This is a genomic window from Chamaesiphon sp. VAR_48_metabat_135_sub, assembly GCF_031418915.1.
Taxonomy (GTDB): domain Bacteria; phylum Cyanobacteriota; class Cyanobacteriia; order Cyanobacteriales; family Chamaesiphonaceae; genus Chamaesiphon.
The window spans coordinates 42,256-54,645 of the sequence record NZ_JANOJV010000054.1; the positions used below are offsets into that span (position 1 = coordinate 42,256).

Annotated in this window: 11 protein-coding genes; all 11 read right to left on the reverse strand. The window is 41.3% G+C overall.

Features of this window, described 5'->3' with window-relative positions; translation table 11 throughout:
• Positions 1-19 precede the first annotated feature (19 nt).
• Positions 20-757, reverse strand: coding sequence for a class I SAM-dependent methyltransferase (locus RMO55_RS03860; protein ID WP_310423789.1), 738 nt, complete (start codon positions 755-757; stop codon positions 20-22).
• A 68-nt stretch (positions 758-825) separates the two neighbouring features.
• A complete protein-coding gene (locus RMO55_RS03865) occupies positions 826-1,671 on the reverse strand; it encodes a class I SAM-dependent methyltransferase (RefSeq protein ID WP_310423793.1) in 846 nt (281 codons plus the stop codon).
• A gap of 4 nt (positions 1,672-1,675) precedes the next feature.
• The gene (locus tag RMO55_RS03870; protein ID WP_310423796.1) at positions 1,676-2,773 is read right to left on the reverse strand and encodes a glycosyltransferase; all 1,098 of its coding nucleotides are present in this window, start codon (positions 2,771-2,773) and stop codon (positions 1,676-1,678) included.
• Between the two features lie 54 nt (positions 2,774-2,827).
• Positions 2,828-4,045: a hypothetical protein gene (locus tag RMO55_RS03875; RefSeq protein ID WP_310423799.1), complete on the reverse strand. Its 1,218-nt coding sequence runs from the start codon at positions 4,043-4,045 to the stop codon at positions 2,828-2,830.
• 202 nt (positions 4,046-4,247) lie between these two features.
• The gene (locus tag RMO55_RS03880; protein ID WP_310423802.1) at positions 4,248-5,645 is read right to left on the reverse strand and encodes a polysaccharide deacetylase family protein; all 1,398 of its coding nucleotides are present in this window, start codon (positions 5,643-5,645) and stop codon (positions 4,248-4,250) included.
• A gap of 65 nt (positions 5,646-5,710) precedes the next feature.
• Entirely contained in the window at positions 5,711-6,370 is a 660-nt protein-coding gene (locus tag RMO55_RS03885) for a class I SAM-dependent methyltransferase (RefSeq protein WP_310423804.1), read from the reverse strand.
• Between the two features lie 154 nt (positions 6,371-6,524).
• On the reverse strand, positions 6,525-7,442 hold the full coding sequence (locus RMO55_RS03890) for a GNAT family N-acetyltransferase (protein ID WP_310423806.1): 918 nt from the start codon (positions 7,440-7,442) through the stop codon (positions 6,525-6,527).
• Between the two features lie 199 nt (positions 7,443-7,641).
• On the reverse strand, positions 7,642-8,334 hold the full coding sequence (locus tag RMO55_RS03895; protein ID WP_310423809.1) for a class I SAM-dependent methyltransferase: 693 nt from the start codon (positions 8,332-8,334) through the stop codon (positions 7,642-7,644).
• A gap of 41 nt (positions 8,335-8,375) precedes the next feature.
• On the reverse strand, positions 8,376-9,710 hold the full coding sequence (locus RMO55_RS03900) for an oligosaccharide flippase family protein (RefSeq protein ID WP_310423811.1): 1,335 nt from the start codon (positions 9,708-9,710) through the stop codon (positions 8,376-8,378).
• The gene (locus RMO55_RS03905) at positions 9,707-10,840 is read right to left on the reverse strand and encodes a DegT/DnrJ/EryC1/StrS family aminotransferase (protein ID WP_310423814.1); all 1,134 of its coding nucleotides are present in this window, start codon (positions 10,838-10,840) and stop codon (positions 9,707-9,709) included. The genes RMO55_RS03900 and RMO55_RS03905 overlap by 4 nt, the downstream gene beginning before the upstream one ends.
• Before the next feature lie 240 nt (positions 10,841-11,080).
• Positions 11,081-12,343, reverse strand: a complete 1,263-nt coding sequence (locus tag RMO55_RS03910) for an oligosaccharide flippase family protein (protein WP_310423818.1) — start codon at positions 12,341-12,343, stop codon at positions 11,081-11,083.
• Between the last annotated feature and the right edge of the window lie 47 nt (positions 12,344-12,390).

Sequence of the window (12,390 nt, forward strand, 5' to 3'; positions counted from 1 at the left end):
TCTGAAATTAACTTGCCGATCAATTTTCGCTCACTTTTTTACAGATCAATGCCGAATTATAGGTGAATAAACTTGTTGCTAATTGCGGGGAAAACTTGAGCAATAAGTTCTTTACATGATAATTAGTTACGCTACTTTTACCTTCGGGATGAACGTGAACAGCTTTTGAATGGTTGGTAACTACTTGCTCTAATACTGTTAAACTGCATGTTTGGAGCAATCGTCGAATACTTTTAGGTGCATAATCATTGATGTGCCCGACTCGATCGAATACAAAATTCTGAGGTAGTCTGAGGTGATCTTCTAATGGAACTTCGACAAATAAGTGTTTGGCAACTCGACTAGCTTCATAGATTAACAGGCGAGGATTCTCTAAATGTTCGACAACATGGGTGAGAATGGCGATATCAAATCGATCGTCTGGATAGGGAATAGTATACCCATCGTAAGTGCTACATTCTTTGAGATTTTTAATCTGTCTTGCTTGAATCTTTCTAATCCCAGATTCCGAAATATCGATCGCATATAACTCCTCGGCAAATTCTCGTTCTGAGAGTTCTTGCAGCACCGATCCTTCACCTGCGCCAATTTCAATAATCGATTTGTGAGGATATCGATCGCACAGAGCAACTATATTATCGACTTTGGGAATAGCCCCAATTTTTCGCCAATAAGCATCACCCTCTGGATTGTTACCATCTTCGTAGTAATCCTTATAATTGTCTAATAAGTGCTTGCTAACTGCTGTATCTTTCATAGTTTACCTCAAGTTTTTGACGATATTAAGTTAATGATTTAGATCGATCTGGCTAGATCGCTGGAAATTTATACCTTGTAACAAACAAAACTCACAACCCGACCAGGACGACGATCGATTTTGCTTAATAGTTTGAGCGTATAGGGAAAGATTGCCTGATTTAACAAAATACTAGTAACTATTCCAGCAGCGGGAAGCGAACTCAGTTGGGTAGCTAATTTCTGCTTGAGCATATCGGGAGTATAGGGACAGTAATTGATCGGACTATCGAAAGGATCGAGTACCTGCTTGACTTTTAAGTTTGCTGATTCGATCGCCGCGACATATTCCGATCGTAAATAAGCATGTTCGCCGCCATATAATTTATGTAGAGGGTGAGAATCTAAAAATTTAGGTAAATCGGCTTTGGTGGAAATCACATGATCTCGCGCGGCGATAAAGACACCACCTGATTTGAGCACTCGATAAATTTCTCGACATAACTGGGGTAAATCTCGGGCGTGATGCAACACCTGTCTAGCAAGAACTACCTCAAAATGAGCATCGGGAAAGGGTAATTGTTCGCCAAATTCCTGAACGACATCGATCGATAAATTGCAGTCATTAGCCAATTGACGAATCGCGCCCACTCCGACTAGATTGCTAGAATCTGGTTCGAGTGCTGCTACTTGCCAACCGTCTTTTGCTAGAGCATAACTAGCAATCCCATTTCCCGCGCCGATATCAAGAGCCTTACCTTGGGCTACTGGAAAAAATGCTCTAATTGCTTGCCATTCCGTACTTTGCCAATAGCGATCGGCTGCGGACTTCAGCGGTATATCGTAGTAACAGGCTTCAACTATCTCTTGTTGTTCTGGTTGGGATATCAGCCAGGAAACGGCTTCTTCCCATGTTTGAAATTTAGTAGCATTCATATAGTTATTTAAGATATCGAGAGAATATTTCTATTAACTCTTTGCTGCGTTGGACGGTACTGTGATCTTTTAGTGTTCTAATTTGTCCTGCCTTCGCGATTGCTGCTCGTTCTTCAGGGCGATCTGTGTAGTAATTGATGAGTTCTACTAGATGTTCTGGACTTTTATAAGTTATTACCTCTTTCTCTGGCTCGTATAATTCCCGCATGTTGGGTGCATCCTCCGTCAGGAGCAAAGCTCCCATCCCTGGAGCCTCAAACATGCGGATATTTCCCGCTAACCCTGAAGCTACTTCCGCATGAACATTAACTGTAATTTTCGATCGAGCGAGCACCCGATACATCTCCATCCCCCAAACGCTGGGATTAATTCTAGCTTTAATACTCCTGAGTTTTAAGTAGGCATTCCAAAAATTCGGTTGTAAAATCCCTCTGGAAATTAACTTTGGATAGTCACTCCAAATCTGAATAGGTGTCCGATCTGCCAAGGTTTTGATAACGTTAATTCTTTCGATGTGTATCCAAGACAAACCACCCACAAAACTACAATCTACATCGCGATCCTCAATACCTGACGTAGCTAAAATACTCTCTTCAAAACATGGCAGGAGTATTTCTACCGCTTTCCCCTGTGCTTTGAAGAAAGATTGATAGTTTGCATGAGAAGTTAACATGCAATCAATGTTGGATAAATCTAATGACTTGGGAATTGGACAAGCTGTCCAGGCAAAAATCTGGTGGCAATATGGCTTAATTTCTTTCAGAAAGTCTCCAAAATATTTGAACATCGAACCGATCCACATGATATCCGGTGAAAACCTTTTGACTTGTTCGCAAGGGATAGTGTACCGCCAATTTTCAGGATCGAATTCATATCCGTTCTCTAATGCCCAAGCACGTTGCAAAGATTCGACATTAATAATAATCTCGACTTCACAGCCCATGTCTTCGAGCCGCTGACATAGTGCTGCTGGCCAACTAAAATTATCTGCGAGTATCCTTGCCAATTGTTGTTTGTAAGGTAATTTAGACAGATAAATATCTTCTGCATATAAAGACTTAATGTAAGTTTCATAGTAGCTAAAGAATAATGCTATTTTCATGAGTTGGTATTATATTTATTTATTAAAGAAGAGTCGTCCAATACCTAGCCTTTTTCACTTAGGCTTTAATTTTGCTTTAAGATCTCTGAATAAAAAGGAAAATAAAAAGCTCGATCCTAGTCCAAAAGTGAACAGAGCTGTCGTCAAATTGGCTTCGGATAGATATGTGGTTGACATAACTAATGTCGAGTAGGCGGCAACAACAATCGGTACCTTCCGTTGTTTGAGAAACCATTGGTGATAGTACCAGAGCAACATCGTCACCAGCATGGATTCGACAATTACGCCAATGTAGCCAAAATCGGCCCAGGCTGCACCGATAAAAGCGGCGTTCCAGGTGCCACTCGCTTCGGTAGTGTCGCCAAATAGTACATACCCTCTGACAGCGCGACCAGGATCGATATTTACACCACTACCAAACAACCCCGAAAACAGAAAAGAGCTGCCACCATTGAGATGTTGAATGATATCTGGATAGATATAAAAATGTAGTTGTAAGGTTCGAGAAGTTTCAGATGTAAGTCTATTAACGACAGAGCTTAGAGCGTCACCGTACTCTAGACCTGGATACTGAAACATATATTGTACGGGCAGCAACGTAAACACTAAAAACACTAAGGCAGATATAGTGTAAAAAACAACTTTGTTTTTGATAGATATCGCACAGTTTCCGCTTTTGAATAATTGACAGATTAAAAGGCTGATAATAGCTAATGAAATCGCTGCTTTTTGTCCAGTCACTAGTTGCAGCAGCACGTAGATAATAAATAAAAACCAGAATAAATTTGAGAATTTTCGTCCCAGATCTTTAAGCGCGTAGGCGATATTAATCAGTAGTGGCAAAGCCATAAACTTCAAGGTGACTGCAATCCTGCCGATTACATTAACTTCACTATTAACACCTTGTCCATAGGCTAACCTCGCAGCTTTGTAGTCTTCAGCGCCAAAATCTTTAGCCAGTGAGACAATTAATAAATTTGGATTCCACAATTGAATAAAAACAAATATTCCAATGATTGCTGCCATCAAAACAAATGTTTTTTTGACGCTAGTAATTTGCTCTCTGGATACTTCGACTAGCTCTTGTTTGTACTCAACAGGGTTCATCTGTCTGTTGCCAAAGAAATACTTCGCAATCACAATGCCCAGGAGAAAACAAACATACATAATGACCAAACATGACAGCCATCTGATAATTACATCATCAGGTAATTCTAGATCTAGTGCGTCGTTGAGTCCAAAAGCGAATGGCACCCCAATGCCATGATTCATTAAGAAAAATAAAGTAAATAAAGTAAATATATTTAAAGTGGAGAAGCACTTCGTCAAGGTCTCCATCCCCATACATATAATTAGTAGAAACAAATACCAGCAGAAGGTCATCATAGTCAATTACATTAAGCTTTTGCAAATATTTTTTAAAAATATATTTGGGTGAAGATGAAGCGAGCGATACTGTCCAAATTAGTCTGTTTTAATGAATAATTTGTTTGTACATTTCAACCTCTCGCGGATCGGTAAAGCGATTGTTATGCCATAATAGAGTGAATTCACCTTGGAATGTTTTACAACAATTTTTGAGGTCAAGGATACATTGGAGAGCTAATGTTTCTTCAGCACCTAAATTCATATAACGATCGTCCAAAACAGTACATTCCATCACAATCAAAGGCTTTTCTTTTAGATTCAAATGTTTTCTAGTTGTCAGATTGAACGTCGAAAATTCATAACATACGCCACACCGAAATCCAACCTTTTCTGCAAAAGATAAGGTTGAATCATAATCCAGTCCAGCATCATTCCAGTTCTGAAAAGTGGTCGGAGTCTCCCATCGCAAGCAGTGCTGCCGCCCGCCCCAGTGCTGTTGTTCGATCCCTTCCTCCAGACAAACTCGCTTCAAAAGATCGAACTCTTGTTTAGTTCGATCGGGATTTTGATAAGTAAGATAACTAGTGTGTAAGCCAATCTCATGTCCGCGCTGATGAATTTTCCGTAACAGATCGCGAATTAGTGGATGGTCGATCGAGTAGTCACAATCCAGTAGTCCAGCAGGTCGATCGACGATAAAGTAGAAGGCACTTTTGATATTTTGTTTCTCACTAATATCCATGATCGAATCGAAAGTATTGCAAGGATCGACATCGAAGCTGCCACTCTTTACCTGTGCCCATTGCTGGATACTTTTTGTTGCTAATGGTAAGCTATGCCGCTTGTAGATATCCCCCGCGCAACGTTTGATTAAGCGAGAAATGTTGCTGAATGCATATCGAAACGGCTCATCGACATCATGGCTGACCACAACTTGGAACTCTCGGACTTTGCGCTGTAAATTCGGAGCCAGTTGGATGAGACAAGCCCACAGAATCTCAACATACTCATTAACGATCGGGCGATCTAGAAAATCCTCTTGATAAGCTAAGGATGCCGTCACTGGAAATCGATCGACTCGATCTCGTTCTGGCTTTACGACTTCCTCATAACGTGTCAACATGAAAAAAGCCGAACCAAAAATATCGATACCCAGCTCGATCTGATTTTGTGACTGAGCGAAAAAATCTGCTCGTGCTGGATCTGCACCATAGACGATTGGGATTTGCGATTTAACTGTCAACGCAGTTAAGTTGGTACTACTCAGATCCCAGTTTTTGAGCGGTTGCTGGGGCAATGAACTGACTTCTAGCCAATCTGCTGAAGGAGTAGCAAATAATCCATCGGGAATTACGATCTGTCTATCGCCATCTAACTGAATTGAAATGTTCTGCCGATCTGTAAAATTAATATTAATTTCCAAGCCTAAAAACTCAGCAAAAATAACGCTAAAAATATATTTGCGCTCTGCTTGATAAGTATTAGGGGCTTCAATATTAATCACAATTTATTCACTCACAATTGATTTAGCTAAATTTCGCTGTTGATGTCAAAAATTTTGTACTTATACTAGACTAATTTCAGCACAACGTGAAATCTATACATATAATGCATCGAAGCAAAAAACTCTACGCTCATAGAATTCGCCGCAGCTAGTTCTCTAATCACATCTAGGTCATACCAAGTCCCCATCGAGTCCTTGAACATATTCTTGACATAGTTAACCATTCCCTTCGCTACATTTTTTTTGATGCCGTATGACTCGCCAGTCATTGATGGAAACTTGTGGAGCTTCCAAGGTACCGAAGCACAAACAAAGATTGAATCTTTGTCCATCATCGATTTCACATTGGCAAAGTTATTAGCCAACATTTTGTAATCGAAGTACTGGATCACCCCATTCGACCAGATTAGATCGTACTGACGATCGTCGCGATAAGCAGATGCATCACCACATTCCAACTCTACGTGGGGATATTTTTGATGGAAGTCTGCCAACATTGCAGCCGAAAAATCAATGCCCTTGTAGAGATCGGCTTTGTCAAAATCCATGTATTGATATAGATCGCCGTTGCCGCAACCTAGCTCTAATACTCGTCGGGGGTTACTGCCCTGGATTAAGATTTTTAATTCGGCGGCATACTGTGGATAGAAATTTTCACCGTTCGAGCGATGTAGTGGCGTTTGGAGATCTTCCCAATACTTACTCCATTTTTCTAGTTTAGTCATCGTTAGTTATGTGTAAATTTATTTTTTAGTTCGAGCGTCGCGATCGATTAGTGAGATAAAGCGACGCTCGGATTTATTACTAGCAATTGAGGGCTTTGACGATCGAATTACCAGCAACGTTTGCACTCGCAGCTCTCAGGCATCTTAACTGTACTCACGACCAAACTTTCTTTAAATCTCGTCCTACCATTAATAGTTTCATCCGCCGACTATTACTATTAGTAACATTGTAAAATGGTACCTGTCTACCGCCAAAAGCCCTAAAAAAACGTTCGATCGGTTCGATGGCTGAACCTTCAAAGTCGAACTTGTTCGTGACAGTTGCGGCAAACTGAATCGCTTCCCACATCAGCAAACTAGTAGCTCCACTATTCCGCAAATCTGGGTCGCCACCGCCCATGAGGTAGTAGGCGGAGTTTTCATCCCAAATAATATATAGAGCGGCATGAATCCGCCCTTGGGCATCTTCGGCAAAGAACATTTTGCGGGCTTGATGCTCGGTACAAGCCCGATCCAAGCGGTAAACGAATTCGCGGGTATAGGGAGGTGTTTCACCTTGTCGTTGAAATGTCAGATCGTTGAGGTCGAGAAATCGATCGACATCGAGATCGGTGCGGACAGTTACTTGTTTCTGAGCTTTGCGGATCTCTCTGCGGATATTTTCTTGAAACCCCGTCCACACTCGATCTAAATCGGTCAAATCTTCGAGGACGTAGGTACAGCGCGCTTCGATTGTGCAGCCCTGCCAATAAAAAGGCAGCCAGTTGGCGATCGAATAGTGAAAGTTTTGACTGAAGTAGTCATGGGGTGGCAGTTGTTGCATCAATTCGGTGAATAGATCTTTCTGCTGTGCTAGTTGTTTGCAATATCTAGCTGTAGAAGCATCGATCCAAGGGCCTAAAGTTTGCGTCAATGTTGGCATTGTCAGCAGTGTTAGTCCCATCTTTTTCTTGATAACATATGGTAAACGTGCGACCACAGAACCATTCTTTTCAATTTTTGATTCCTGCCAAGCACCTGGTGCCAGCGCATCTAACCACCACGATTTTTGAAAGATTGAATTGGCAGTCATTTCAGTTTTAGATTTTAGATTTTGGATTTTGCGGCTTGCGCACGCCCTAGTTCCCCGACGGTTTAGCGAGATAAGACAGGATTTGGGATTTGGGAATCGGGAATCGGGGTTCGGGGTTCGGGATTCGGGGTTGGGGATTAGTTCCGTAACTTGCGCCGCCTATTCCTAATTTATGTTAGGCACAGATATTTTTAAACTTTCAACTTCTTGCACTGAGCGTAGTCGAAGTGTCAATTTTCAACTTCTTGAGTGCTAGTGAAAATCGATAAGGATAAAACAAGGAGCCAAACACATGGATTTCTACTCCTGCTCTTCTATATTTATCGAAGTCCTTTGGTGCATACCAATAGCCCATCGTATCTTTGCCAATAAGTCTTTGAACGTATGACTTGAGATAACTAACTAGGTTGCCACTATGGTATTGAGTAAACTCTAAATCCTTCCATAATATATTTGCCAATAATAAGATGCCATCATCCTCAAGCTTTTCTAGAGCATTGTTAATATAAATATCCAAATCGTCTTTGCTAAAATACTGAATCACCTGATTGCTAAATATTAAAGAAAACTGACGATCGCCAGTATATCTAGCTGCATCCGTACACACTAAATTTACACCAGGATGTCTGGCTCGAAACACAGCCAGCATTGACTCAGATAAATCCGTGCCCAGATATGCTGCTTTATCGATCGCTAAGTATTCAAACAACGATCCATCACCACAACCGGTTTCTAAAACTGCACCACCTGTGTAGCCTAGACTGGTTAAGATCGAGTTGATTTCGTTAGCATATAGAACGCGCCATTCGTCACCCTTATGCCGATATAAGGGTGTCGTTTGCTGTCCCCAGAACTTCTCCCAATGCTTAGTATTGATAGTTGAAGTATCCATAGATATCCTTTGTTTAAAGCTAGAAAATATAATTGTAGATCCTATTCAAAAGATGATGCTGTCGATGGTTTATTCATTAACAAATAAATAGAATAGAAATTTAGAACCCACAATACCAGATACATTACGGCAGTGATTACACTATAAGTGAGGATCGCCGTAGTAGCCGACCAGCCATTAATATGAGCCACCCAAAACCCCAGCCAGAACAAGCCCAGTCTGACGATATTCCATCCCAACATCCAGCCTTGTTTGCCAACCCACTCTAGAATTGATAGTGGGGCAATTGCCATCGAAAAAATAAACATGGGCACCATTGCTTGTGCCATAAAACCAGATTCGATCCAGATTTTACCAAAGATAATTGGGAAAACCAACGGACTTGCTAAAACGATCGCGCCAATTAACAAGCTAGCTACGAATAGTAACAAACTAGTTTTGAGAAACAAACGTTTTAGTTCCTTGGGATCGTTCCGAATCATCTCTGCGGCATGAGATAGAAACACCTGAGAAAGAGCCGCGCCGACAATTACGACGGGAATACTTGTCAATCTTTGTGCGACAGAAAACGAGCCAACTGCTGATGTTCCATAGAATGATGACAACAGTAAAGAGGGAACTGCCGAACCAGTTGCATAGACAAAAGTTGAAGTTCCACTGGTCAATGCGTAACTAAAATATTTACGCCCGACAGTCGCGATTCTAGCAACGGAAACTAGCTTAACTTGAGCATGGTGATTGCTCCAGAAAAACACCGCTTGTTGCCAGATACCGACTACTTGAGTGAGTAAATAGCCAATCAACAAACCCAAGGAACCATAGGCAAATAGTCCGAGGATAATTTGTGTACCTGTCGTCCATAAACTTTGAGCGAGTTTAGTCCGAGCAATCAAGCCGAACGCTTTTTCACGGAGACTCCAATAGTTAAAATTTTGGTACATTCCCCCAAAAAAAATCACTATTGGCAGTAACCAAAGAAAAGGTTCTGATGCGGGAGAATTCGCCCATAGTGCGATATTATGCCCATAAATACTAATGGCAATTGCAAAAACTATTGAGGTAAAAGTAGTCAGTATTAGTGTAAATACTAGTACATCAATAGCCTCATCTTCCTCTGTTGCTAAGGGAATCATCCATTCATAGCAAAAACTCGTCAAAACAACGGCTTGACCGAATAATGAGGTAAAAATTGCTAATACACCAAAGTTTTCGGGAGTATAAAGCCTGGTCAAAATTAGTGATGCAAGAATTAATATTATCTGAGACAAAGCCGTTGAACCTGCCAGCTTCGCAGCATTCTTTAAGAAGCCACTGGCTGCCAAGTAACGGAATAAGTCACCAATGTATTGATTAACGATTGCATAGCTTTTTTTCATGTTAAAGATCGAGCCAATACTTCCACAACTTGCGCCTGGATATCGCTCTCCAATTCTGGCCAAATTGGGAGACTGAGTACTTCTGTCGCCAGGAGTTCGCTATTAGCTTGCAGATCGTATTGTCCTAAATAAACTGGCAATTTATCCTGAGGAATTGGATAATAAATCATCGTGCTAATCCCCTGCTCGTTCATCGCTTGAGCCACAGCATCTCGCTGACCGCCAGCTACCCGAATCGTATATTGATGGAATACATGCCCATCAACTACCGCTGGTGCTGTCACGCCTGGAACATTTGCTAATAAATCCCAGTAAATCTGCGCCACCCGTCGTCGTCCCTGGTTCCACTTATCGATATGGGGGAGTTTCACGCGAAGGATCGCCGCCTGAAGCGTATCCAACCGCGAGTTATAACCTAAAATCTCATTGTGATATTTTTTCTTGGCTCCGTGCGCCCGCAACATCCGCGCCATTTCAGCCAAATTATCATCATTGGTGGCAATTAAACCACCATCGCCATAAGCCCCCAAATTTTTGGAAGGGAAGAAAGAGTAAGCACCGATCTCGCCAATTGTCCCCGTCTGCTTACCACTAAGTGTGGGATTCGCCGCATCATAGAATTGTGAGCCAAATGACTGAGCGCAATCTTCAATTACTTTCAAACCATGTTTGGTCGCAATTTCCATAATTGCGGTCATGTTCGCTGCTCTACCATACAAATGCACAGGCATAATTGCCTTCGTCTTGGCGGTGATCGCTGCTTCAATCTGGTGCGGATCGATATTAAAACTATCTACATCAATATCGACAAAGATCGGTTTGGCACCCACAGAGCTAATCGATTCTGCTGTCGCAAAGAAGGAGAACGGCGTAGTAATTACTTCATCCCCAGCACCAATGCCCAATGCCCGCAGTCCAATTACTAAAGCATCCGTACCCGAATTAACACCGATCGCGTGTTTTACGCCTAGATACTGGGCTACTTCTGCTTCAAACAGTTTAACATCTGGCCCCATGATAAAAGCACCAGAGTCAAGCACGCGATCGATCGCGTCCCGAATTTCAGCTTTAATGCTGTGATATTGAGGCTTTAAATCTAAAATCGGAACTTTAATTTGGGTGGGAGACATGCTAATTCTACGCTGTAAATTTTAGAGATGAGCGGGAGTTCGATCGATAATTAAGACGTTTAAATTACGTCATTATTTGCCAATGTCGCACCAAGGTAACTATAACATCAGGGCTAGAGGGTCTGACAACCGCAACAAGGCGTATATCCTGACGATTGGCTCAAATCACTCTGGATTAATTTACCTAGATTGGCTCACAATTATGTCAAATCACTCGATCGCAACTGTGAGATATTTAGATTAAAGCGATTGGTGTGAATAGACACCTGAAGCAACATGATAAGATACAAACATATAGCAAATATAGTAAATCGAACCAAAAATTGAATAGTACAAAATCGCACTATTAATATCGCCTGCACAACTAAATACCAGCCAGACAATCGCACTCAGTATAAGCTGACACAGTAAATTAAGTTGTTGTCCGCGTTTTGAAAAAAACAACACATAACTTAGTGGTGATGATATAAATGCTACGAACAGCATTGGAGCTAAAATCTCAGCATATTCACCTGCAAAGATCCATTGTTCTCCTAATAAAAGCTTGACAAGATCGGAGCCAAAAAGATGCAACCCTAAGAACGGTAAAAAAGATAGCAAGGCAAGAGTTTTTAGTGTATTCAAATAAACATTGATACAATTACCTCGATCGCGATAGTCTTGTCCTGCTCGATCTTGAAAAACTGTCAACACAGAGCTACCCAACAGACCGACGGGGATACTTAATACGCGCAGTACCATTGCGTACATAGCCACGGAAACCGAACCAAACCTTACGGCGATAATAAAGATTGGAAGCTGACCAGAGGTAGCACTGATGAGTTCTGCAGGGAGAGAAAATAACGTAAATCGATAGTTGCTAAAAAATGTCTTTTTTACAGAGGAAAGCGAAGTTTCACGAAAAAATTGTTGCCAAGATATTGATAATAATTTCCAAGACATTAATGTCGAAACTGTTGACACCAGAGTTGTTGAATAAATAAATCCGCTAACTCCCAGTCCTAACAGACTAGCAACTAGTTGCGCCAATGCAGCAGGAGTGGCAATTAATAATTTTGTCTTGTTCAACAACTGAAACTGAGATCGATAGGTCAAAACAGCCTGTGAATGTCTGTTAAATGCGAGTAGTAATGAGTACATCACCATGCTTGCATAATATCGAGCAATGATTTGATGAACCGATGAAATGCTCAATTTTTGCACTATTAAAATAGTGATTATAATGACTAACCCGATCGCACATCCTGCGATGATAGTTAAGCGCAGCAACTCACTAATCTCTTTCTCTGTACGGGCAGAAAAAATTGCCTTATCGAGACTAGCTGCAACTAAGATGCTGGATATATTTGCAGCACTTAAGAACAGAGAAAAATTGCCAATTTCAGCAGCAGGGACTATTCTCGTCAGTACTAATAGTACTGCCATTGGGATGCCTTGAGATAATATTGTCCCTGCCATGACAGTGAGAACATTACTCCAGAAAGGATGAAGGTTTAAATACACAGAATTAGGAACCTAGCTACCAGCAAGTAGAGTCTCACCCTACTAAC